General features: G+C 66.0%; 18 protein-coding genes. 13 read left to right on the forward strand and 5 right to left on the reverse strand.

Annotated features, from left to right (window positions below; genetic code table 11):
• The 3 genes from carB (at position 1) to LWW96_RS06175 (ending at position 4,373) form a co-directional block, all read left to right on the forward strand.
• Positions 1-3,246, forward strand: coding sequence for a carbamoyl-phosphate synthase large subunit (gene carB, locus LWW96_RS06165; RefSeq protein WP_291485067.1), 3,246 nt, complete (start codon positions 1-3; stop codon positions 3,244-3,246).
• Positions 3,247-3,431: 185 nt separating this feature from the next.
• Positions 3,432-3,908, forward strand: coding sequence for a transcription elongation factor GreA (gene greA, locus LWW96_RS06170; RefSeq protein ID WP_291485069.1), 477 nt, complete (start codon positions 3,432-3,434; stop codon positions 3,906-3,908).
• Between the two features lie 15 nt (positions 3,909-3,923).
• Positions 3,924-4,373 carry a DUF4149 domain-containing protein gene (locus tag LWW96_RS06175; protein ID WP_291485209.1) on the forward strand — a complete coding sequence of 150 codons (450 nt, stop codon included), beginning with the start codon at positions 3,924-3,926 and terminating at the stop codon, positions 4,371-4,373.
• A 48-nt stretch (positions 4,374-4,421) separates the two neighbouring features.
• Here the strand turns inward: LWW96_RS06175 and LWW96_RS06180 are convergent, their stop codons facing one another.
• A complete protein-coding gene (locus LWW96_RS06180) occupies positions 4,422-5,192 on the reverse strand; it encodes a glycosyltransferase (protein WP_291485071.1) in 771 nt (256 codons plus the stop codon).
• The gene (locus LWW96_RS06185; RefSeq protein ID WP_291485073.1) at positions 5,192-5,665 is read right to left on the reverse strand and encodes a YhbY family RNA-binding protein; all 474 of its coding nucleotides are present in this window, start codon (positions 5,663-5,665) and stop codon (positions 5,192-5,194) included. Before LWW96_RS06185 ends, LWW96_RS06180 begins: the two co-directional genes overlap by 1 nt.
• A gap of 33 nt (positions 5,666-5,698) precedes the next feature.
• Here LWW96_RS06185 and LWW96_RS06190 point away from each other — a divergent pair, with 33 nt between their 5' ends.
• From LWW96_RS06190 to glmM, 4 genes are all read left to right on the forward strand, one after another.
• Entirely contained in the window at positions 5,699-6,361 is a 663-nt protein-coding gene (locus LWW96_RS06190; RefSeq protein WP_291485075.1) for an RlmE family RNA methyltransferase, read from the forward strand.
• A 175-nt stretch (positions 6,362-6,536) separates the two neighbouring features.
• A complete protein-coding gene (gene ftsH / locus LWW96_RS06195; RefSeq protein WP_291485077.1) occupies positions 6,537-8,456 on the forward strand; it encodes an ATP-dependent zinc metalloprotease FtsH in 1,920 nt (639 codons plus the stop codon).
• A 121-nt stretch (positions 8,457-8,577) separates the two neighbouring features.
• Positions 8,578-9,408 carry a dihydropteroate synthase gene (gene folP, locus LWW96_RS06200; RefSeq protein ID WP_291485079.1) on the forward strand — a complete coding sequence of 277 codons (831 nt, stop codon included), beginning with the start codon at positions 8,578-8,580 and terminating at the stop codon, positions 9,406-9,408.
• A gap of 92 nt (positions 9,409-9,500) precedes the next feature.
• Positions 9,501-10,835, forward strand: a complete 1,335-nt coding sequence (gene glmM, locus LWW96_RS06205) for a phosphoglucosamine mutase (RefSeq protein ID WP_291485081.1) — start codon at positions 9,501-9,503, stop codon at positions 10,833-10,835.
• A 23-nt stretch (positions 10,836-10,858) separates the two neighbouring features.
• Here the strand turns inward: glmM and LWW96_RS06210 are convergent, their stop codons facing one another.
• The gene (locus tag LWW96_RS06210) at positions 10,859-13,084 is read right to left on the reverse strand and encodes a bifunctional diguanylate cyclase/phosphodiesterase (protein WP_291485084.1); all 2,226 of its coding nucleotides are present in this window, start codon (positions 13,082-13,084) and stop codon (positions 10,859-10,861) included.
• A 336-nt stretch (positions 13,085-13,420) separates the two neighbouring features.
• Between LWW96_RS06210 and LWW96_RS06215 the strand changes: the two genes are divergently transcribed.
• Genes LWW96_RS06215 through LWW96_RS06235 form a run of 5 tightly spaced genes read left to right on the forward strand, consistent with a single transcriptional unit; the run spans position 13,421 to position 18,846 of the window.
• Complete coding sequence (locus LWW96_RS06215) at positions 13,421-14,230, forward strand: GNAT family N-acyltransferase (RefSeq protein WP_291485086.1); 810 nt, start codon at positions 13,421-13,423, stop codon at positions 14,228-14,230.
• Complete coding sequence (locus tag LWW96_RS06220; RefSeq protein ID WP_291485088.1) at positions 14,230-15,090, forward strand: UDP-2,3-diacylglucosamine diphosphatase; 861 nt, start codon at positions 14,230-14,232, stop codon at positions 15,088-15,090. The genes LWW96_RS06215 and LWW96_RS06220 overlap by 1 nt, the downstream gene beginning before the upstream one ends.
• Positions 15,087-16,175, forward strand: a complete 1,089-nt coding sequence (locus LWW96_RS06225; RefSeq protein ID WP_291485090.1) for a glycosyltransferase family 1 protein — start codon at positions 15,087-15,089, stop codon at positions 16,173-16,175. The genes LWW96_RS06220 and LWW96_RS06225 overlap by 4 nt, the downstream gene beginning before the upstream one ends.
• Positions 16,176-16,213: 38 nt before the next feature.
• The gene (gene ppk1 / locus LWW96_RS06230; protein ID WP_291485093.1) at positions 16,214-18,385 is read left to right on the forward strand and encodes a polyphosphate kinase 1; all 2,172 of its coding nucleotides are present in this window, start codon (positions 16,214-16,216) and stop codon (positions 18,383-18,385) included.
• The gene (locus LWW96_RS06235) at positions 18,382-18,846 is read left to right on the forward strand and encodes a histidine phosphatase family protein (RefSeq protein WP_291485095.1); all 465 of its coding nucleotides are present in this window, start codon (positions 18,382-18,384) and stop codon (positions 18,844-18,846) included. The genes ppk1 and LWW96_RS06235 overlap by 4 nt, the downstream gene beginning before the upstream one ends.
• Before the next feature lie 50 nt (positions 18,847-18,896).
• Here LWW96_RS06235 and LWW96_RS06240 read toward each other — a convergent pair whose 3' ends face one another.
• Together LWW96_RS06240 and LWW96_RS06245 are read right to left on the reverse strand one after the other, a co-directional pair.
• Positions 18,897-19,397 carry a hypothetical protein gene (locus tag LWW96_RS06240; protein WP_291485097.1) on the reverse strand — a complete coding sequence of 167 codons (501 nt, stop codon included), beginning with the start codon at positions 19,395-19,397 and terminating at the stop codon, positions 18,897-18,899.
• A gap of 55 nt (positions 19,398-19,452) precedes the next feature.
• Positions 19,453-20,931, reverse strand: a complete 1,479-nt coding sequence (locus tag LWW96_RS06245) for a Ppx/GppA phosphatase family protein (protein WP_291485099.1) — start codon at positions 20,929-20,931, stop codon at positions 19,453-19,455.
• 275 nt (positions 20,932-21,206) lie between these two features.
• On the opposite strand from LWW96_RS06245, the gene pstS reads away from it, so the two are divergent.
• Positions 21,207-22,229 (forward strand): phosphate ABC transporter substrate-binding protein PstS, encoded by a 1,023-nt coding sequence (pstS, locus tag LWW96_RS06250; protein ID WP_291485101.1) that lies wholly within the window; start codon positions 21,207-21,209, stop codon positions 22,227-22,229.
• The last annotated feature ends 4 nt before the right edge of the window (positions 22,230-22,233 follow it).

Consider the following 22,233-nt stretch of genomic DNA (forward strand, 5'->3'; position numbering starts at 1 on the left):
ATGCCAAAACGTACAGACATCCAAAGCATCCTCATCATCGGCGCCGGCCCGATCATCATCGGCCAGGCCTGTGAGTTCGACTATTCCGGCGTGCAGGCCTGCAAAGCCTTGCGCGAAGAAGGCTACAAGGTCATCCTGATCAACAGCAATCCCGCCACGATCATGACCGACCCGGCCACGGCCGACGTCACCTACATCGAGCCCATCACCTGGCAGACGGTCGAGAAGATCATCGCCAAGGAGCGCCCCGACGCCATCCTGCCCACCATGGGTGGCCAGACCGCGCTGAACTGCGCCCTGGACCTGTGGCGCAACGGCGTGCTCGACAAGTACAAGGTCGAGCTGATCGGCGCGACCCCCGAGGCCATCGACAAGGCCGAAGACCGCCTCAAGTTCAAGGACGCCATGACCAAGATCGGTCTGGGCTCCGCGCGCTCGGGCATTGCCCACAGCATGGAAGAAGCCTGGGCGGTGCAAAAGCACGTGGGCTTCCCCACCGTGATCCGCCCCAGCTTCACGCTGGGCGGCACGGGCGGCGGCATTGCGTACAACCCCGAGGAATTCGAGACCATCTGCAAGCGCGGTCTGGAAGCCTCGCCCACCAACGAGCTGCTGATCGAAGAGTCGCTGCTCGGCTGGAAGGAGTACGAGATGGAAGTGGTCCGCGACAAGGCGGACAACTGCATCATCATCTGTTCCATCGAAAACCTGGACCCCATGGGCGTTCACACTGGCGACTCGATCACCGTGGCGCCTGCGCAGACGCTGACCGACAAGGAATACCAGATCATGCGCAACGCGTCGCTCGCAGTGCTGCGCGAGATCGGCGTGGACACGGGCGGCTCCAACGTGCAGTTCTCGGTGAACCCGAAGGATGGCCGCATGATCGTGATCGAGATGAACCCGCGCGTGTCGCGTTCGTCGGCGCTCGCCTCCAAGGCCACGGGCTTCCCCATCGCCAAGGTGGCGGCCAAGCTGGCCGTGGGCTACACGCTGGACGAGCTGAAGAACGAGATCACCGGCGGCGCCACGCCCGCGTCGTTCGAGCCTTCCATCGACTATGTGGTCACCAAGATCCCGCGCTTTGCGTTCGAGAAATTCCCCACGGCCGACAGCCGCCTGACCACGCAGATGAAGTCGGTGGGCGAGGTCATGGCCATGGGCCGCACCTTCCAGGAATCCTTCCAGAAAGCCCTGCGCGGCCTGGAAGTGGGCGTGGATGGCATGAACGAGAAGACCCAGGACCGCGAACTGCTCGAAAAGGAGCTGGGCGAGCCTGGCCCCGAGCGCATCTGGTACGTGGGCGACGCCTTCGCCATGGGCCTGTCTGTGGACGAGGTGCATGACCTGACCAAGATCGACAAGTGGTTCCTGGTGCAGATCGAAGAGATCGTGAAGATCGAACTGGATCTGGACAAGCTTGCCGCTGAAAAGGGCGCGTCGGCGCTGGCAGCGCTGAGCGCCGACACGCTGCGCGCGCTCAAGAAGAAGGGGTTCTCCGACCGCCGCCTGGCCAAGCTGCTCAAGACCAGCGAGAAGGCAGTGCGCGAAGCCCGCCGCGCACTGAACGTGCGCCCCGTGTACAAGCGCGTGGACACCTGCGCCGCGGAATTCGCCACCAACACGGCCTACCTGTACTCCACCTATGAGGAAGAGTGCGAAGCCGAGCCCACCAACAAGAAGAAGATCATGGTGCTGGGCGGTGGCCCCAACCGCATCGGCCAGGGCATCGAGTTCGACTACTGCTGCGTGCACGCTGCGCTGGCCATGCGCGAAGACGGCTACGAGCCCATCATGGTCAACTGCAACCCCGAGACCGTCTCGACCGACTACGACACCTCCGACCGCCTGTACTTCGAGCCGCTCACGCTTGAAGATGTGCTCGAGATCGTGGACAAGGAAAAGCCGGCCGGCGTCATCGTGCAGTACGGCGGGCAGACGCCGCTCAAGCTCGCGCTGGGCCTGGAGGCCGAGGGCGTGCCGATCATCGGCACCAGCCCCGACATGATCGATGCCGCCGAGGACCGCGAGCGCTTCCAGAAGCTGCTGGGCGACCTGGGCCTGCGCCAGCCACCCAACGCCACGGCGCGCACTGAGGCGGAAGCCCTGGAAAAGGCCGCCACGCTGGGCTACCCGCTGGTGGTGCGCCCCAGCTACGTGCTGGGCGGCCGTGCGATGGAGATCGTGCACGAGCAGCGCGATCTGGAGCGCTACATGCGCGAGGCCGTCAAGGTGAGCAACGACTCGCCCGTGCTGCTGGACCGGTTCCTGAACGACGCCATCGAGTGCGACGTGGACTGCCTGCGCGACCCCGAAGGCAAGACCTTCATCGGCGGCGTGATGGAGCACATCGAGCAGGCGGGCGTGCACTCGGGTGACTCGGCCTGTTCGCTGCCGCCGTACTACCTGAAGCAAGCCACCGTGGACGAGCTCAAGCGCCAGTCCGCCGCCATGGCCGAAGGCCTGAATGTGGTGGGCCTGATGAACGTGCAGTTCGCCATCCAGGAGGTGGATGGCCAGGACGTGATCTACGTGCTGGAAGTGAACCCCCGCGCTTCGCGCACGGTGCCGTTTGTCTCCAAGGCCACGGGCATCCAGCTGGCCAAGGTGGCGGCACGCTGCATGGCAGGCCAGACGCTGGCTTCGCAAGGCATCACCAAGGAAGTGACGCCTCCGTACTTCAGCGTGAAGGAGGCCGTGTTCCCGTTCGTCAAGTTCCCGGGCGTGGACACCATCCTCGGCCCCGAGATGAAGTCCACCGGCGAAGTGATGGGCGTGGGCAAGACCTTTGGCGAGGCCTTTGTGAAGAGCCAGCTGGGCGCCGGCACCAAGCTGCCGACTTCGGGCAAGGTGTTCCTCACGGTGAAGAACAGCGACAAGCCGCGGGCGGTCGACATCGCACGCCAGCTGGTGGCGCTGGGCTTCGAGCTGGTGGCCACCAAGGGCACGGCTGCCGCCATTGCCGATGCCGGCGTGCCGGTGGCGGTGGTCAACAAGGTCACCGAAGGCCGCCCCCACATCGTGGACATGATCAAGAACAACGAGATTGTGATGGTCATCAACACGGTGGAAGAGCGGCGCAACGCCATCGCCGATTCGCGTGCGATCCGCACCTCGTCGCTCCAGGCCCGCGTGACCACCTTCACCACCATCTTCGGTGCCGAGGCGGCCGTCGAGGGCATGAAGTACCTGGACAAGCTCGACGTGTACTCGGTGCAGGAACTGCACGCGCAACTGGTGGCGTAAACCGCGGCAAAGGCGGCATAATCGCCCCTTGACCAGACACCGCCGCGCGGCAACGTGCGGCGGTTTCGCTTTGTAGACCCGCTGTTTTTGGCGCCGTGCATGCAGGCACGGCCCCGACAGGGACGACTGACCGGTGGAAGTGCTTTCGGCGCTTTCACCGTTTTGACTTATGGAGACGCAACAGGATGGCCACGATTCCCATTACCAAACGCGGTGCGGAGATGCTCAAGGATGAGCTGCACCGCCTCAAGACCGTAGAGCGCCCCGCCGTGATCGCCGCCATCGCAGAAGCCCGAGCCCAGGGGGACCTGAGCGAAAACGCCGACTACGATGCCGCCAAGGACCGGCAGGGCTTCATCGAAGGGCGCATCCAGGAGATCGAAGGCAAGCTCTCCGTCGCGCAGATCATCGACCCCGGCGCCGTGGACGGTGGCGGCAAGGTGGTCTTTGGTGCCACGGTCGAGCTCGAAGACGAGGACACCGGCGACACCGTGAAGTACCAGATCGTGGGGGAAGACGAGGCCGACCTGAAGCAGGGGCTCATCAACATCTCCAGCCCCATCGCCCGCGCACTCATCGGCAAGGAAGAGGGCGATACGGCCGAGGTGCAGGCTCCCGGCGGAATCCGCCGCTACGAAGTGGTGGCCGTGCGCTACCAGTGACCCGGCATGCAGCAGTTGCGCACCCGTCTTCCGGCCCTCGTGGCCGCCCTGTGGTGGGGCAGCCTGAGCACCACCGGTTTTCTGGTGGTGCCGCTGCTGTTTGCCCGCCTTCCGTCTCCCGCGATGGCGGGCAACATGGCCGCCCAGCTGTTCGCGGCCCAGACCTGGGTGGCCGTGGCCTGCGGCCTCGTGCTGCTACTGATTTCAAGGCAAAAACAGGCGCTAGCCCAGGAACCATGGGCGCAAGCTGCTATGGTTTTTATACTGGGAGGCCTGCTGCTGGCACTGCTCAGCCAGTTTGGCGTGGCGCCGCGCATCGTGGCGCGGCAGGACCTGCGCCTGTGGCACAGCGTTGGAACGGTGATGTACCTGGCCCAATGGGGTTGCGCCTTGGCCGTGCTGTGGCGCACGCTGGGCGCGGGGCCATCGCGTTCTGCGCACCAGGGCGAAGGGCCGGGCGCCTGACGGAGCGCGCGGCACAGCGCGTTTCGGCCCGCCCGCCAGCTTGTCCGCCTACTCGCGCCAATGCTCTGCCACCCAGGTGGCCGGGCGGATGTAGCGGAACCGGCGGTTGCGCCGGCCGGCCAAGGCATCGGGGGGGTTGCATTCTCCGTGGAAGATCACGATGCGCGCCCCCACGGGAACAAACGGTGCACGCCAGTAGTTGCTGGGCCACGGCGGAATGCCGTGGTACTTGAAGCTGGGGCACCATTCCTTGGGCCAGTACTGCAGCTTGCCCTGCCGGTGCAGAAAGTCCGACAGGTAGGCTTGTTCATTGCGGAACTTCCGGCGGATTTCTTCAAAGTGGCCGCGAAAGTACTCCAGCACATCCGGGTGCGCGCCCAGCTCGAAGCGGTACACCGACGAGTTGCCGGTGATCCGCCAGGGGCGCTTGTAGTCGTGGATGATCCGGAATTCCCCGGGCAGGGTGAAGAAATCGTCCAGCGGGCCGGTGATGACCACGTCCACGTCCAGGAACAGTGCCGTGCCGCGCAGGCCGTGCAGATCCTTGGTGAAGGTGGCGAGCTTGGTCCAGCCGCGCTCCGGAATGCCCGCGGGGAGGTCCAGCGGGGGAATGGGAAGGCACTCGACCTCGCTGCGGATGCCGGTGCTGTCATCCGTCAGGCACACAAAGCGGAAGTCGCCGCTCAGGTGCCGCCGCACCATGGCGTACAGCCGGTTGATGTATTCCGGGCCGTATTTCGTGCCCCACTTCATGCAAAGAATGTGGCGCGTGCGGACCGCGGTGCCGCAAAGGGCTTCAGAGGCTGCCGCGGAAGCCATCAGTCAGCCTGGCGTTTCTTGACCGATTTTTGCTTGGGCTTGGCGCGCTTGATCTGGCCGCCCGAGGTGAGGCGCTGGTTCCCCAGCACGCGCAGTTGCTTGATCTCGGGGCGCTGGCCGCCGCGCTTGCTGAACTTGAGCACCTTGACGTCGCGCGGCCCGGGCATGCGGTCCTCGTCGACCGTGCGGGCCTTGGGCGGCTGCGGACGCCAGAGCACCAGCAGTTTGCCGATGTGCTGGATCGGCGCCGCGTTCAGGTCGGCGGCGAGTTCCTGGTACATCTGCTCCCGCGCGGTGCGGTCGTCGTTGAAAACGCGAACCTTGATGAGCCCGTGGGCATTCAGGGCGGCGTCGATTTCCTTCTTGACCGCTGGGGTCAGGCCGTCGCCGCCCACCAGCACCACGGGGTCGAGATGGTGGGCATTGGCGCGGTGTTCCCGGCGCTCCGCGGGAGTCAATTGAATTTGGGGCATGGGCCGTATTATCGAGGCTGAAAGAAAATCGCAATGAAAGTCAAAACCCAAAGCAAGAAGGTCAACAAGGCATGGCTGAACGACCATGTGAATGACCCCTACGTCAAGCTGGCCCAGAAAGAGGGTTTTCGGGCCCGCGCCGCCTACAAGCTCAAGGAAATCGACGAGCAACTGGGCTTGATCAAACCCGGCTCCACGGTGGTGGACCTGGGCTCCACCCCCGGTGCCTGGAGCCAGTACGTGCGGCGGCGCCTGTCGCCGGGCGGCGCCGCGGTGGGCGAGCTCAACGGCGCCATCATTTCGCTCGACATCCTGCCCATGGAGCCGATCGAGGGAGTCACCTTCCTGCACGGCGATTTCCGCGAGGAGTCCGTGCTGGCGCAACTGGAGGCCGCGCTGCAAGGGCGGGCCGTGGACGTCGTCGTCTCGGACATGGCCCCCAACCTGTCGGGCATCGAGTCGGCCGATGCGGCGCGCATCGCCCACCTGGTGGAACTGGCCGTGGACTTTGCCTGCCACCACCTGAAGCCGGAGGGCGCCCTGGTGGTCAAGCTCTTCCATGGCAGCGGGTACAGCGACCTGGTGACGCTGTTCAAGCAGACCTTCCGGGTGGTCAAGCCGATGAAGCCCAAGGCATCGCGCGACCGGTCCGCCGAGACCTTCCTGGTGGGGATGGGGTTGAAAAAGCCTTCCTGAGGCGCCTTGCCTCAGGTCAAGAAGACGCCGGGCAGGGGCCCAAAGCCCGCGCTGTTTCCATGGCCGCTAGTGGGATTAGGCATGGTCCGCCCGCTTGAAAGACCTAAAATGGGCCGCACATGCGTGCCGTGACGGGCATGTGTCCGTTTTCTGTAGTCCGCAACTGGAGCTCCGCTTGAACAATCAGTGGTTTTCAAAAATTGCCGTGTGGCTGGTCATTGCCATGGTGCTGTTCACGGTGTTCAAACAGTTTGACACCCGTGCCGGCGCCAGTGCAGGCCACATCGGCTACTCGGAGTTCCTTGAGGAAGTCCGCAGCAACCGCATCAAGAGCGCGACCATCCAGGAAGGGCAGGGCGGCACCGAGATCGTGGCCGTCACCAACGATGACCGCAAGATCCGCACTACGGCCACGTACCTCGACCGCGGCCTGGTGGGCGACCTGATCAACAACAACGTCAAGTTCGACGTCAAGCCCCGCGAGGAAGGCTCGCTGCTGACGACGCTGCTGGTCAGCTGGGGCCCCATGCTGCTGCTGATTGGCGTGTGGGTGTACTTCATGCGCCAGATGCAGGGCGGCGGCAAGGGCGGCGCCTTCAGCTTCGGCAAGAGCAAGGCGCGCATGCTCGACGAGAACAACAACACCGTTACCTTTGCCGACGTGGCCGGCTGCGACGAGGCCAAGGAAGAAGTCAAGGAAGTCGTGGACTTCCTGAAAGACCCGCAGAAGTTCCAGAAGCTCGGCGGCCGCATTCCCCGCGGCCTGCTGCTGGTCGGCCCCCCGGGCACCGGCAAGACGCTGCTGGCCAAGTCCATTGCGGGCGAGGCCAAAGTGCCGTTCTTCAGCATCTCCGGCTCCGACTTCGTGGAAATGTTCGTGGGCGTGGGTGCTGCCCGCGTGCGCGACATGTTCGAGAACGCCAAGAAGAACGCGCCCTGCATCATCTTCATCGACGAAATCGACGCCGTGGGCCGCCAGCGTGGCGCAGGCCTGGGCGGCGGCAATGACGAGCGCGAGCAGACGCTGAACCAGATGCTGGTCGAGATGGACGGTTTTGAAACCAACCTGGGCGTGATCGTGGTGGCTGCCACCAACCGCCCGGACATTCTGGATGCGGCCCTGCTGCGTCCGGGCCGCTTCGACCGCCAGGTGTATGTGACGCTGCCGGACATCCGCGGCCGCGAGCAGATCCTGAACGTGCACATGCGCAAGGTCCCGATTGGCCAGGACGTGAACGCCGGCATCATTGCCCGCGGAACCCCCGGCATGAGCGGTGCCGACCTGGCCAATCTGTGCAATGAAGCCGCGCTGATGGCAGCCCGCCGCAATGCGCGCACGGTGGAGATGCAGGACTTCGAAAAGGCCAAGGACAAGATCCTGATGGGCCCTGAGCGCAAGAGCATGGTCATGCCCGAGGAGGAGCGCCGCAACACGGCCTACCACGAGGCGGGCCACGCCCTCATCGGCAAGTTGCTGCCCAAGTGCGACCCCGTGCACAAGGTCACCATCATTCCCCGCGGCCGCGCCCTGGGCGTGACGATGAGCCTGCCCGCGCAGGACCGCTACAGCTACGACCGCGAGTACATGCTCAACCAGATCAGCATGCTGTTTGGCGGCCGGATTGCTGAAGAAGTGTTCATGAACCAGATGACCACGGGAGCGAGCAACGACTTCGAACGCGCCACGCACATCGCCCGTGATATGGTGATGCGCTACGGGATGACCGAGGCTCTGGGCCCGATGGTCTACTCGGAGAACGAAGGCGAGGTATTCCTGGGCCGCTCGGTGACCAAGACCACCAACATGAGCGAACAGACGATGCAGAAGGTGGACAGCGAAGTGCGCCGCATCATCGACGAGCAGTACAACCTGGCCCGTCGCCTGATCGAAGAGAACAGCGACAAGATGCACGCCATGGCCAAGGCCCTGCTGGAGTGGGAAACCATCGATACCGAGCAGCTCGACGACATCATGGCTGGCAAGGCACCGCGTCCGCCCAAGGACTGGACGCCGCGCACGCCGCCCTCGGGGGGTGACAACTCCAGCGGCGGCACTCCCGCGGTGACCACAGGCACAGCCCCTTCGGCGGCCTGAGCGGTGGGGGATTGACTCCAGTCCGTTTCGACGGGGCCTTTGCGCCCCGTTTTTCGTTCCCGCCGCAGCAGGGCGCGGGCCCTGCCGGGGCCGGACCAGCCTGCACTTCCCTGGATCGCCAATGACCTGGCAGACCTCCCGTTTTTCCATCGACCTTTCTTCGCCCCGGGTGATGGGCATTGTCAATGTGACGCCGGACTCGTTTTCCGACGGTGGACAGCACGGTACGGCGGCGGCGGCTTTGCGGCACTGCGAGCAGTTGCTCCGCGAGGGCGCCCACATTCTGGACATCGGGGGCGAGTCCACACGCCCGGGCAGCCCGGCGGTGCCGCTGGACGAGGAACTGGCGCGCGTGCTGCCCGTGGTGCGGGGCGCCGTCTCGCTCAACGTGCCGATCTCCGTGGACACCTACAAGCCCGAAGTCATGCGGGCCGTGCTGGATGCGGGGGCGGACATCATCAACGACATCTGGGCACTGCGCCAGCCGGGGGCTGCGCAGGCGGTGGCAACGCATCCCCGGTGCGGCGTCTGCCTGATGCACATGCACCGCGATCCCCAGACCATGCAGACGGCCCCGATGGAGGGCGACGTGGTTTCGGAGGTACTATCATTTTTGAAGCGCTCTGCGCAGGCGTTGCAAGGGCTGGGGGTCTCCAAGGATCGGATCGTGTTGGACCCCGGCATTGGCTTTGGCAAGACGGTGGAGCAAAATTTTGCGTTGCTCGCCCGGCAGCCGGCCTTGCGGGCAGCCGGCTATCCGCTCCTGGCGGGCTGGTCGCGCAAATCGTCCCTGGGTGCAGTGACCGGCTGGCCGGTGCAAGAGCGCATGGTGCCCAGCGTGGCCGCTGCCGTGCTGGCCGCAGAGCGCGGAGCGGCCGTGGTGCGCGTGCATGACGTGCGCGAGACCGTGGCGGCGCTGGCCGTGTGGAATGCGATGCGCAGCGCCCCTTGAGTTTTTTCCGGAGCCGTCCCGCTGTGCAGGCGCCCCACCTGCGGAGCCACGCCCACTACCTACAACGAGATTCTCGCGAGGAGACCACCCCCATGACACGCCGCTATTTTGGAACCGATGGAATTCGTGGCACGGTTGGGCAGCCGCCCATCACGCCGGACTTTGTGCTCCGGCTGGCCCATGCGGTTGGGCGGGTGTTGCGCCGCACCGAAGAGCGCCCCACGGTACTGATTGGCAAGGACACCCGCATCTCCGGCTACATGCTGGAAAGCGCGCTGGAATCGGGGTTCAACTCCGCGGGTGTCGACGTCGTGCTGCTGGGGCCCCTGCCAACCCCGGGCGTCGCCTACCTGACGCGCGCGCAACGTGCGAGCCTGGGCGTGGTCATCAGCGCCAGCCACAACCCCTACCCGGACAACGGCATCAAGTTCTTCAGCGCGCAGGGAACCAAGTTGCCGGACGCGTGGGAGCAGGCGGTGGAAGCTGCCCTGGATGAGCCCCCCGTGTGGGCCGATTCCGCCAGCCTGGGCAAAGCACGCCGGCTGGACGACGCGGCCGGCCGCTACATCGAGTTTTGCAAGAGCACGTTTCCGCAGGACCTCACCCTCAAGGGCCTGAAGATCGTGGTGGACGCAGCCCATGGCGCGGCCTACCAGGTGGCCCCGAAAGTGTTCCACGAACTGGGTGCCGAAGTGCTGTCGATCGGTTGTGCGCCCGACGGCCTCAACATCAACCACGAGGTGGGTGCCACCCACCCGGATGCGCTGGTGCGTGCGGTGCGCGCCAACCATGCCGACTACGGCATTGCGCTGGATGGCGACGCCGACCGCTTGCAGATCGTGGACGCCACCGGTCGGCTGTACAACGGCGACGAGCTGCTGTACCTGATGGCCGCGGACCGCATGGGGCGTGACGAGCATGTTCCCGGCGTGGTCGGCACCCTGATGACCAACATGGCCGTGGAAGTGGCACTGCAGCAGCGGGGCGTGAAGTTTGTGCGGGCCAAGGTCGGAGACCGCTATGTGCTGGAAGAACTGGCGCGGCACCACTGGGTTCTGGGCGGCGAAGGCTCGGGGCACCTGCTGGTGCTGGACCGGCACACCACCGGGGATGGCTTGGTAAGCGCCCTGCAGGTGCTGCAGGCCTGCGTGCGCAGCGGGCGCACGCTGGGGCAACTGCTTGCGGACGTGGCGTTGTTTCCGCAGGTGCTGCTCAACGTGCGCTTGGCGCCCGGGCAGGACTGGAAGGCCAATGGGTTGCTGGCCGAAACCACGCAGGCGGTGGAGCGCGAGCTGGGATCCTCCGGCCGGGTGCTGATCCGGGCCAGTGGCACGGAGCCATTGCTGCGCGTGATGGTGGAAGCCCGTGACGCTCAGGTGGCGAACTCCTGCGCTCAGCGGCTTGCCGACGCGGCCCGCGCGGGATAGCGGGGCTGCGTCCGCGCCGCCCGTCAGTGCGGCAGCGTGCGCATGAACGCTTCCAGTTCCTGGGCCGAAAGCGGCCGGCTGAAATGGTAGCCCTGCGCCTCGTCGCATCCCTGCTCGCGCAGAAAGGCCAGTTGGCCCGGCGTTTCCACCCCCTCGGCCGTGGTGCGCATGCCCAATGCCTGCGCCATGCGGATGATGGCGCTCACGATGGCGCGGTCATTCCCGTCATCGCTCAGGTCGCGGACAAAGGACTGGTCGATCTTCAGCTTGAAGATCTGGAACCGTTTGAGCTGGCTCAGTGACGAGTAGCCGGTGCCGAAATCGTCCATCGACATGCGCACGCCGCGTGCATGCAGCTGGTCCATGGTCGATACGGCGGTGTGCGGGTCGTCTACCGCGACGCCTTCCGTCAACTCCAGTTCCAGGGACTGCGCGGGCAGGTCGAATTCGGCGAGCGTGCGGCTGACCAGCTCGGGCAGTTGCGGCTGGCGGAACTGGATGGCCGACAGGTTCACCGCCATGGTCAGGCCCGAGAACCCCTTGGCATGCCAGTCCTTGAGCTGCGCCAGCGCCGTGCGCAACACCCATTCTCCGATCTGCAGGATCTGGCCGCTGTTCTCGGCAATGGGGATGAACTCGGCGGGCGACACATTGCCCAGCTGCGGGTGCTGCCAGCGCACAAGGGCCTCCACGCTGCGCACCGCCCCCGTAGTCAGGCTCATCTGGGGCTGGTAGTGCAAGTGCAGCTGGTCGCGCTCCAGCGCGCGCCGCAGGGCATTCTCCAGCTGCAGCGCCCGCACCGATTGCGCCTGCATTTCCGGGGTGAAGAACTTAAAGGTGTTGCGCCCGTCCAGCTTGGCCCGGTACATGGCCACGTCGGCCGACTGCGTGAGGGTGTCGAAGTCCGTGCCGTCCTGGGGAAACAGTGCAATGCCCATGGAAGGCGCCATGGTGAGTTCGTGGTGGCCGATCTGGTAATGCTGGCGCGACGCCTCCTGCAGCTTGCCCGCCACGCGTGCGGCGCCATGTGCGTTGGCCCCCGGCAGCAGCAGGATGAACTCGTCCCCTCCCAGCCGCGATACCGTGTCGCGCTCGCGCACCACGGCCCGCAGCCGCTTCGCGATCTCCACCAGCAGCGCATCGCCCACCCGGTGGCCGAGGGAGTCGTTCACATGCTTGAAGTGGTCCAGGTCCAGGAAGATCAGGGCCAGGGGTGTTTGGCCTTCTTGCGCCACGCGGATGGCCTGCTGGGCACGCTCGGCCAGCAACGTGCGGTTGGGCAAGCCGGTGAGCGCGTCGTAGTGCGCCAGCCAGTAAATGCGTTCCTGGTCGGCCTTGCGTTCGTTGATCTCCCGGTGCAGGTTGTCCACGGTTTCGCGCAATTCGCGCGTACGGTCCTGCACCTGCCGCTCAAGGTCCTCATGGGCGCTGGCCAGCAGTGCCTGCGCCCGCTTGCGCTCGGTAATGTCCACGGCAATCCAGATGGACCCCAGGGACGGGTCGGCAGGGTCAATGGACTTGGCCCGCACATCGCAGACCACGGGGGTTCCGTCCTTGCGGCACAGCTCCAGTTCGCCCGCATAGGTCTGGCCTGCGGCCAGGACGGGATAGCACCGGCGGCCCGCGTCCTTCCACGCGGCTTCGCTCCCGTACCACCGGCGTGACGAGCTGCCCGCCAGCTCACCCGCGCAGTAGCCGAGCATCTGCTCGAAGTACCGGTTGCAGCGGGTCAGGTTCCGGTCTTTCAGGAAGACGATGCCCACCATGGCGCTGTCGAACAACAGCTGCTTCTCCCGCACGGCGGCCCCCAGCTCCGCGTGGGCGCGTTTTTGCTCGTCAATGTCGTCCAGGATCCAGATGGAGCCCTCGGCCGTGTCTTGGGGATTGATGAGCCGGCCGGTCAGGCTGCCCCAGAAGAGGCTGCCGTCGCATCGGCGCAACTGGCGCTCCACCCGGAAGGTCTGGCCTTGTGCCAGCACCGGGTAGGCCATGCGCCCCAACTCCCGGAAAGCGTCCCGCGACGGGTAGAACGTTTCGGTACTGACCCCCACCAGATCCTGGGCGGCTGAATGGCCGAAAATTTCCGCGTACCGCTGGTTGCAACGCACCACGCTGCGCTGGCGCAGAAACACGATGCCCACCCCGGCACTGTCGAGCAGGGTTTGCTGTTCGCGCAAAGCGCGCTGCAGGGGGACGTCAGGGGCTACTCCAGTTCGCTGCAGCTCTGGAGCGCTGTACGGCGCAAACATGGAGACCGGTACGGGGCAGGGGAGGGCCGGACGGCCCGCGATCATTTGTACCAAAGTGTAGCAGCGCGGGTGCCGCGGAGGCGCCCGGTGGCGCCATACCCGTACACCGGCCAGGGCGGCCCGCAGCCGGGAGTTCGCTCGCCCTGTGTGGGGGGTGGGGCTCCGGCTGTGATTGCTTCTGCCGGGAGCTTCGGGTGGCCGTCATGGTTCTGACATTCCGCCGACACGTCTGCGTCATCGTGGGCTTCCACACTGCCCGCAGGGAGCAGGTCTGTTGCCCGCAGCCACCTGCATCCCTACCTACTGTTTGTCGCTGATGCGAGGAGATGCTGGACCATGAATGAGCTGACCCTTTTGACGCCATCGTCTCCCGTGGATGGCACTTTGCAGCGCGCCGCCCTGCCGCAGGCGCCTGAACGTGGAGGCATCCAGGTCGCCTGGGCGCGCCACGAGGACGAAGTGCGCGAGGCGCAGCGGTTGCGGTACGACGTGTTCGCAGGCGAGATGGGCGCTCGATTGACGACCCCCATTCCCGGCCACGATGTCGACCTGTTCGACAGCTACTGCGAGCACCTGCTGGTGCGCGATGTGCAGACCCAGCAAGTCATTGGGACTTACCGGGTGCTCACTCCGGCCCAGGCGCGGCGCATCGGCAGCACGTACAGCGATACGGAGTTCGACCTCACGCGCCTGCGCTCGCTGCGACCGCGCATGGTGGAGCTGGGGCGCAGCTGTGTCCATGCCGAGCATCGCCATGGTGGCGTCATCATGGCCCTGTGGGGCGCGCTGGCGGATTTCATGGTGCGCAACCAGCTGGACACAATGATTGGTTGCGCCAGCATCCCCATGCTGTTCAATGGAGTGGTCAGCGGGGACGCCGCCGCCAGCATCTGGCAGCAGGTGTCCCGCACGCACCTGGCACCGATCGAACACCGCGTGCGGCCGAGGCTGCCCTTGCCGGTAGAGCAACTCGACGGCTCCGTGAGCGTCGAGCCGCCGGCACTCATCAAGGGATATCTGCGCCTGGGCGCCCGCGTGCTGGGTGCACCCGCCTGGGACCCCGACTTCAACACCGCCGACCTGCCCATGCTGATGCGGCTGGCGGACCTGCACCCCCGGTACCGCAAGCACTTTCTGGGGGCCTGATGCGCACCGCTTTCGACGCCCTGGGGCCGTTCCTGGAGTCTTCCATGGGCCCGGAGTGCCGAGAGGAAAGCACTGCGGCCCCGGGGCGGCGGCGCTTTCGCGCTGTGTTCGTCTCGGATGTCCACCTGGGAACGCCCGGCTGCCAGGCGGCGGCCCTGCTGGACTTCCTCAAGCACCATCCCAGCGACCATCTGTACCTCGTGGGGGATATCGTCGACGGCTGGCAGCTTCGGCGAAGGTGGTTCTGGCCCCAGGCCCACAACGATGTGGTGCAAAAGCTCCTGCGCCGTGCGCGCAAGGGGTGCAGGGTGGTCTTCGTGCCTGGCAACCATGATGAATTTGCCCGCGGCTTCATCGGCCACTCTTTCGGCGGCATCGAGGTCTGCGAGGATGCCGTGCACACCACGGCGGACGGGCGCAGCCTGTGGGTGACCCACGGGGACCATTTCGACGGCGTCATCCAGTGTGCGAAATGGCTGGCGTACCTGGGCGACAACCTGTACGAGTTCACCCTCAAGCTCAATCGCCACCTCAACTCCCTGCGCCGTCGCATGGGCTTGCCCTATTGGTCGCTGTCGGCCTACCTCAAGGGCAAGGTGAAGAAGGCGCTCAACTACGTCATGGACTTTGAAGAGGCCGTGGCCGCGGAGGCGCGCCGCAGGGGACATGACGGCGTGGTGTGCGGGCACATCCACCGGGCCGAAATGCGCGAGATCGGCGGCACGCTGTACTGCAATGATGGCGACTGGGTCGAGAGCCACACGGCGCTGGTCGAGCACCTGGACGGGCGGTTGGAACTGCTGACCTGGCATCCCGCCTTGGTTCCCGCATCCCGGGCGCAAGCCGCCACCGTGTCATGAAAATCGCCCTGGTGACGGATGCCTGGCTGCCCCAGGTCAATGGCGTGGTGACCACGCTGCTGGAGTTGGTGCGCGAGTTGCAGGCGCTCGGGCACGAAGTGCAGGTGGTCCATCCGGGTCAGTTCCGCACCCGTCCCTGCCCTGGCTACCCTGGCATTGATCTGGCAGTGCGGCCGGGCAACGGCCTTGCGGCAATCCTGGACGCGGCAGCGCCGGACGCCATCCATCTGGCGACGGAAGGCCCTCTGGGCTGGGCGGGGCGCCGCTACTGCCTTCGCCGCGGGCTGGCGTTCACCACGGCGTTTCACACGCGGTTTCCGGACATCCTGTATGCCGCCCTGCGTGTGCCGCTGGGCTGGGGCTATGCGTGGCTGCGGCATTTCCACCGGCCGTCCTCGGGCGTCATGGTGCCCACGCAAGGGGTCCTGGATATGCTCGCGTCGCGGGGATTTCGCAACCTGCGCGCGTGGACGCATGGGGTGGATACCGAGGCCTTTTCTTTTCACGGCGCTGCGACGCCAAGCCCGCTGACCGGCGCCCTGGCGCATCCCGTGTCGCTGTATGTGGGGCGGATTTCGTACGAGAAGAACATTGAGGCCTTTTTGCAGCTGGACTTGCCGGGCTCCAAAGTGGTGTGCGGCGTCGGGCCGCTGCAGGCCCGCCTGCAGGCCAAATACCCGCATGTGCGCTGGCTGGGCATTCTGGACCGTGCGGCGCTGGCGCAGGTGTACGCGGCTGCCGACGTGTTTGTCTTTCCCAGCCGGTCGGAAACCTTTGGCCTGGTGATGCTGGAAGCCATGGCCTGTGGGACCCCGGTTGCAGCCTTTCCCGAGGATGGGCCCATGGCCGTCCTGGGCGCCCACGGCGGGGAACCGCCACGTGGCGGGGTTCTGCACGGCGATTTGCGCACCGCGGCCCAGCAGGCGCTGGCCGTCCCCCGGTCGGAGGCCCGCGCCCGTGCCTTGGACTTCACCTGGGCCCATGCGGCGCGGCTGTTTGAACAGTACCTGGTGCCCGCCCAGCCCAATCGCGGGCGGGATGTGACTGTCACAAAATCTGTCACATCTCTGTCATCTGGACGTTAAATACTGCAGAGATCGAGGTTTGCCGCTTTTGCGTATACATGTTGCCCACGCCTTTCCATGACGGTGCCGCTGCCGTGAGCGCAGGCAGCGGCCCGTCTGACACCACCGTGCCGCCACCAGCCGCGCCGGCCCCTGCGGCTGCGCCCTACAGCCATCTGGACAGGGACCACAGCATCCTGGCGTTCAACGAGCGGGTGTTCGATTGGGCGGTGCGCACCGATGTTCCGCTACTGGAACGCTTGCGCTACCTGTGCATCGTCTCTTCCAACCTGGATGAATTCTTTGAGGTGCGAGCAGCACCCCATATCACCGCAGCCCAAAAGGGCGAGACCCAGGGTCTGTATTCGACCGCCTCATTCGAGGCCATGGCCGCCAAGGTGCACGACCTGGTGCAGCGGCAGTACGCGCTGTACAACGATTCCCTGGTTCCCGCCTTTGCCGCCCATGGCATCCGCATCCTCGGCCACGGCGAGCGTTCGCCGGCGCAGAAGCGCTGGGTGCGCGACTATTTTGTGGACGAGGTTCGGCCCTTGCTGATTCCCGTGGGGCTGGACCCCGCGCATCCTTTCCCCCAGGTGGCCAACAAGTCGCTGAACTTCATCGTGCGGCTCAAGGGGCAGGACGCGTTCGGCCGCGAAAACGAGATCGCCATCGTCAAGGTGCCCCGCGCGCTGCCCCGGTTGATTCGCATGCCTTCCCGGCTCGCTGCCGGCGAGGCGCTTTTCGTCAGTCTCTCAAGCATCGTGCGCTCGCATCTGGAGGATCTGTTCCCCGGACGCGAAGTGACGGAGTTCTCCCAGTTCCGGGTGACCCGCCACTCGGACCTGGCCTTGGACGAGGAAGACGTGCGCAACCTGCGGACCGCGCTTCGCCAAGGGTTGCAGCACCGCCACTATGGGCAGGCCGTGCGCCTGGAGGTGTCGGCCGGCTGCTCGCAGTTCCTTTCGGACTTTTTGCTCGCGCAGTTCGCCTTGCCTGCTGCCGCGCTGTTCCGCGTGCCAGGTCCCGTCAATCTGGTGCGCCTGACACAGTTGATCGATCTGGTGGATGCTCCGGACCTGCTGTTTCCGCCGTGGAATTCGGCATGGCCGCGCCAGTTGCAAGCCGGCGTTTCGATCATGGAGCAGCTGCGGCGGCGCGACGTGCTGATCCACCAGCCCTTCGAGAGCTTCGACGGGCTGCTGGCCTTTCTGCGCGAAGCCGTCAACGACCCGGATGTGCTGGTCATCAAGCAGACCATCTACCGCACCGGGGCGGACTCCGAGCTCATGGAGCTGCTCACGGAAGCGGTTCGCCGGGGCAAGGAGGTGATGGCGGTCGTGGAGCTCAAGGCGCGTTTTGACGAAGAGGCCAACATCAACTGGGCAGAGGCCCTGGAGTCCATCGGTGCCCAGGTGGTCTACGGCGTCGTCGGGCTCAAGACCCATGCCAAGATGCTGCTGGTCACGCGCAGGGAAGGGCGCAAGCTGCGGCGGTACGGTCACCTGTCCACCGGCAACTACAACGTGCGCACCGCCCGGCTGTACACCGACCTGAGCTACCTCACCGCCGATGAGGACACCACGGCGGACATGGATGGCGTGTTCAACCACCTGGCCAGCCAAAACCGCCCCCCCAAGCTGCGCAAGCTGATGCTGGCGCCCTTCCATCTGCACCGGCGCCTGCTGGACAAGATCGAGCAGGTCGGGCTGGCGGCCGCCCGCGGGGAGGACGCCCGCATCGTGGCCAAGATGAATGCCTTGACGGACGAGGCGCTGATGCGCGCCCTGATCGTGGCCGGGCAGCGCGGCGCACGCATCGACCTCATCGTGCGCGGGGCGTGCATGCTGGCGGCCCAGGTGCCGGGCGCCACCGACAACATCCGCGTCCGTTCGGTGATCGGCCGGTTCCTGGAGCACACCCGGGTTTTCTACTTTCGCAGCGCTGGCGAAGAGGATCTGTACCTCTCCAGCGCCGACTGGATGAACCGCAACATGATGCGGCGGGTGGAGCTGGCGTGGCCCGTGACCGATGCAAGCCTGCGGCAGCAGATCGTGGACGAATGCCTGGTGGCCTACCTGCACGACGACCGGGATGCCTGGACCCTGAATGCAGACGGTTCCTACCAGCGCGCGCCGCATCCGCTGGACGGCCTGGGCGCGCAGGATGCGCTGATGGTGCGCTACGGTCCCGCCGCCCCGGGGGCTGCCGTGGACCAGGGGAAGGCATGATGGACCTGATTCTGTGGCGGCATGCCGAGGCGGAAGAGGCCGCCGATGGCGCGGACGACCTGGCGCGGGCCCTGACCCCCCGCGGGGAGAAGCAGGCCGCGCGCATGGCCGCCTGGCTGGACCGCCAGTTGCCGGAAGGGCTGCGGGTGCTCGCCAGCCCCGCACGCCGGACCGAGCAAACGGCCAGCGCCCTGGGCCGCAAGTTCAAGGTGCGTGCGGAACTGCTGCCGGGCGGCACCCCGCAGGACCTGCTGGAACTTGCCCAGTGGCCGCGCGCCAAGGGCGCCGTCCTGGTGGTGGGCCACCAGCCGATGCTGGGGCAGACGATTGCGCAGCTGATGGGCCTGCAGGCCTCGGAATGCGCGGTGCGCAAGGGCGCTGTCTGGTGGCTCCGGCAACGCCAACGGCTGGAGCAGAGCCAGACGCTGCTGATAGCGGTGCAGTCGCCCGAGTTTCTGTGAACCCGGCGCGGCTGCGGTCCTGCCTGTAGCGGCGGGCGGCGCCGGTTTTTCTACTTGCGCGTTGCCTTGGCGGCCTTCGGGGCTGCGGGCTGTACCGGGGCGGCGGCTGCGTCGGCCTTGGGGCGCCCGGTCTTGATCGAGGGCACGGCCTGGACGGCGGCGCGCAGCGCGGCGTCGTCCATGGCGGCCAGCACCTTCAGCCCGGCGCGCAGCAGCTCGCTCTTCTTCACGGGCTGCGCCAGGGTTGCGCACCGCTGCTTCAGCGTGTCGATGGCCGCGTACTCGTCCTTTGGAATCGTGAAGCTGTCACGCACCAGCTTGGGCTTCTTGGCTTTGGCGTCCTTGGCGGCAGGCGCAGCGGTGGTGGCGGCAGGCTTTGCGGCCGGCAGCTTGCTGCGGGGAGCTTTGGCGGGCTTTGCCGTTTCTGCGGGCTTCTTGCTTGCCACAGCGGCTTTGCTGGAGGGCTTGGCCTTGGGCGCCAGCGGCTTGGCGGCGGCTTTGGCGGCAGGAACTGCGGACGGAACGGCTGCGGGAGTGGGGGAGGTGGTCATGGTGGCAGACGGGCAATAAACGATATAAACAGTTTATATAGTTTATTGCGACCCGTCACGGCAGGTCAACCACCAGCTCCCAGGGAGTCTTTTGCCAGGCCTGCATTTCTTCGCGCAGCAGGTGTGCTGATTGCGGAAAGGACGTCGCCCATCCGCGGCGGGCCTCCAGCAGAAAACGGTTTCCCTGGGCCCGAAGGACGAGGGCGCCCGTGTCCGGTTCACGGCGGGCGTGGCACAGGGCCACGGCCAGGCGAATGCTCAGCAGCTGCAGGGCAAAGACCGGGTCCTGCAGGTCCGCGTCGAGCTTGCGCACCTTGCCGCGCTGGCCCAGAACCAGCAGGCCCAGCCGGTGCAGCTCCGGCACGGCGAAGCCGGCCGCATCGGTGTTGTCCAGGATGTAGGCGCCGTGGCGGTGGTAGTCGCTGTGCGAGATGTGGCAGCCAATCTCGTGCAGCCGCGCGGCCCATTCCAGCTTGCGGGAAGCACGCTCGCTGCCCGCCGGCGCCGCTTGGTCAAATAGCGCGCAGGCCGTGCGGGCCACGCGGTCGGCATGCTCCGTGTCCACGGCAAACCGCTGCATGAGGCCATTGACGGTGCTCGCGCGCAAGTCGGTCTCAGGCTGCTCGCGGTCCAGCAGGTCGTACAGCGCGCCCTGGCGCAGCGCGCCCTGGGCCACCTGCATTTGCTCGATGTTCAGCAGGTCAAAAACCGCCCGCAGCACGCTGATGCCTCCGCCGATGACGGCGCGGCGCTCTTCCTTGAGCCCCTCCATGCGGATGCGGTCGGCCGATTGTGCGCGCAGCAGGCGCTCATAGAGCCACTGCAGGCCTTCGCGCGTGATCAGGCCCTCCGGCCCGCCGGCAGCGGCCAGCACATCGCCCACGGCCCCGGCAGTGCCAGACGAGCCGTAGGCCACCTCCCAGGTGTCCGGGCGGAACGTTTCCAGCGCTTCGTCCAGCACGGCCTTGGCAGCGATCTCGGCGGCAAGGAACGCCTGCGCAGTGAATTCCCCCGTGGCGAAATAGCGCTGCGACCATGCCACGCTTCCCACGCGGTACGACGCCACCGCATGGGGCACGAATTGCTGACCCAGGATGAGTTCGGTGGAGCGGCCGCCGATGTCCACCACCAGCCGTCGTTCATCGGACTGCGGCAGCAGCCTGGCCACGCCCTGGTAGATCAACCGGGCTTCTTCGGGGCCGGAAACCACGTCGATCGGGTAGCCCAGCACCTGGCTGCCGCGCGCAAGAAATTCGTCCCGATTGCGGGCTTCGCGCAGTGTCTGGGTCGCCACGGCGCGGACTTGCGCGCGCGGGAACCCGGCCAGGCGCTCGCCAAAGCGGGCCAGGCAGGCCCAGCCGCGCTCCATGGCTTCGCGGGTGAGGTTGCGGTCCTCGTCCAGCCCGTTGCCCTGGCGCACGGTTTCCTTGAGGTATTCCACCCGCTGGATGTGGCCGAATTCATAGCGCCCGATTTCAAGGCGAAAACTGTTGGAGCCGAGGTCGACTGCGGCGAGTCGGGTGCCGTTTTGCATGGGATCTGGTGGATAGCGTCTGTCGGCATCGTACCGCGGACGCCTGCGTGCGAAGGCTGCAAGCCGCAGGGGCCGGGCACACCCGTGGGCCGGGCCGCCAGTGTCCCGCGCGTGCATGACAGCTCCATGACAGTGTCAGGCAGCTGACCCAAAGCCTGCCGGGCGCTACGGGAGGAGGTGGCGGACAGTGCATGTTGTTTTGTCACTGAACTGTCACGTTGGCGCTCTAGAGTTCGTGCTGTTCCTGTCAACCCTCGTCAACAAGGTACTGAATAATGAAACGCACATTTCTCAAGACTGTCGCCGTCGCTCTGGCTGCACTGGCCACTGGCAGCGCCTTCGCGGCGGACATCACGGGCGCTGGCGCCACCTTCCCCTTCCCCATGTACGCCAAGTGGGCTGAGGCCTACAAGAAGGAAACCGGTGTCGGCCTGAACTACCAGTCCATCGGTTCTTCGGGCGGTATCCGCCAGATCCGCGCCAAGACCGTGGCGTTTGGCGCATCGGACGCGCCGCTGTCGGGTGCCGAGCTCGACAAGGATGGCATGGTGCAGTTCCCCGCCATCATCGGCGGCACGGTGCCGGTGGTGAACCTGGACGGCTTCAAGCCGGGCGAGCTGCGCGTGACGGGGCCCGTGCTGGCCGAAATGTACCTGGGCAAGATCACCAAGTGGAACGATGCCAAGCTGGCGGCCCTGAACCCCGGCAAGAGCCTGCCTGACCAGAACATCACCATCGTGCACCGCGCCGACGGTTCCGGCACCACGTTCAACTGGACCGACTACCTGACCTCGGTCAGCAAGGAGTGGGCGGACACCGTGGGCAAGGGCGCTGCCGTGAAGTGGCCTGCTCCCTCGTCCGTGGGTGGCAAGGGCAACGAAGGCGTGGCCGCCAACGTCACCCGCGTGAAGGGTGCCATCGGCTACGTGGAATACGCCTACGTCAAGAAGAACCACATGACCTTCCTGCAGCTGCAAAATGCTGACGGCAAGTACGTGAGCCCCGATGACAAGACGTTTGCCTCTGCGGCCGCCAGCGCCGACTGGTTCAGCGTGCCGGGCATGGGCATCTCCATGGTGAACGCCAAGGGTGCCGACAGCTGGCCCGTGAGCACCGCGTCGTTCATCCTGATGTACAAGGACCCTGCCGACAAGGCGCAGTCCGCCGAAGTGCTGAAGTTCTTTGACTGGGCCTTCAAGAACGGCAAGACCATGGCCAGCGAGCTGGACTACGTGCCGCTGCCTGACAGCCTGACGGCCGAGATCCGGTCCAAGGTCTGGTCGCAGATCAAGAAGTAATTTC

Source organism: Acidovorax sp. (assembly GCF_021287135.1).
Lineage (GTDB): Bacteria > Pseudomonadota > Gammaproteobacteria > Burkholderiales > Burkholderiaceae_C > Acidovorax.

Coding starts and splice junctions, on each gene's coding strand:
- carB (WP_291485067.1), top strand. CDS start 1: ATGCCAAAACGTACAGACATCCAAAGCATCCTCATCATCGGCGCCGGC.
- greA (WP_291485069.1), top strand. CDS start 3,432: ATGGCCACGATTCCCATTACCAAACGCGGTGCGGAGATGCTCAAGGAT.
- LWW96_RS06180 (WP_291485071.1), bottom strand. CDS start 5,192: ATGGCTTCCGCGGCAGCCTCTGAAGCCCTTTGCGGCACCGCGGTCCGC.
- LWW96_RS06185 (WP_291485073.1), bottom strand. CDS start 5,665: ATGCCCCAAATTCAATTGACTCCCGCGGAGCGCCGGGAACACCGCGCC.
- LWW96_RS06190 (WP_291485075.1), top strand. CDS start 5,699: ATGAAAGTCAAAACCCAAAGCAAGAAGGTCAACAAGGCATGGCTGAAC.
- folP (WP_291485079.1), top strand. CDS start 8,578: ATGACCTGGCAGACCTCCCGTTTTTCCATCGACCTTTCTTCGCCCCGG.
- glmM (WP_291485081.1), top strand. CDS start 9,501: ATGACACGCCGCTATTTTGGAACCGATGGAATTCGTGGCACGGTTGGG.
- LWW96_RS06210 (WP_291485084.1), bottom strand. CDS start 13,084: ATGTTTGCGCCGTACAGCGCTCCAGAGCTGCAGCGAACTGGAGTAGCC.
- LWW96_RS06215 (WP_291485086.1), top strand. CDS start 13,421: ATGAATGAGCTGACCCTTTTGACGCCATCGTCTCCCGTGGATGGCACT.
- LWW96_RS06220 (WP_291485088.1), top strand. CDS start 14,230: ATGCGCACCGCTTTCGACGCCCTGGGGCCGTTCCTGGAGTCTTCCATG.
- LWW96_RS06225 (WP_291485090.1), top strand. CDS start 15,087: ATGAAAATCGCCCTGGTGACGGATGCCTGGCTGCCCCAGGTCAATGGC.
- ppk1 (WP_291485093.1), top strand. CDS start 16,214: ATGTTGCCCACGCCTTTCCATGACGGTGCCGCTGCCGTGAGCGCAGGC.
- LWW96_RS06235 (WP_291485095.1), top strand. CDS start 18,382: ATGATGGACCTGATTCTGTGGCGGCATGCCGAGGCGGAAGAGGCCGCC.
- LWW96_RS06240 (WP_291485097.1), bottom strand. CDS start 19,397: ATGACCACCTCCCCCACTCCCGCAGCCGTTCCGTCCGCAGTTCCTGCC.
- LWW96_RS06245 (WP_291485099.1), bottom strand. CDS start 20,931: ATGCAAAACGGCACCCGACTCGCCGCAGTCGACCTCGGCTCCAACAGT.
- pstS (WP_291485101.1), top strand. CDS start 21,207: ATGAAACGCACATTTCTCAAGACTGTCGCCGTCGCTCTGGCTGCACTG.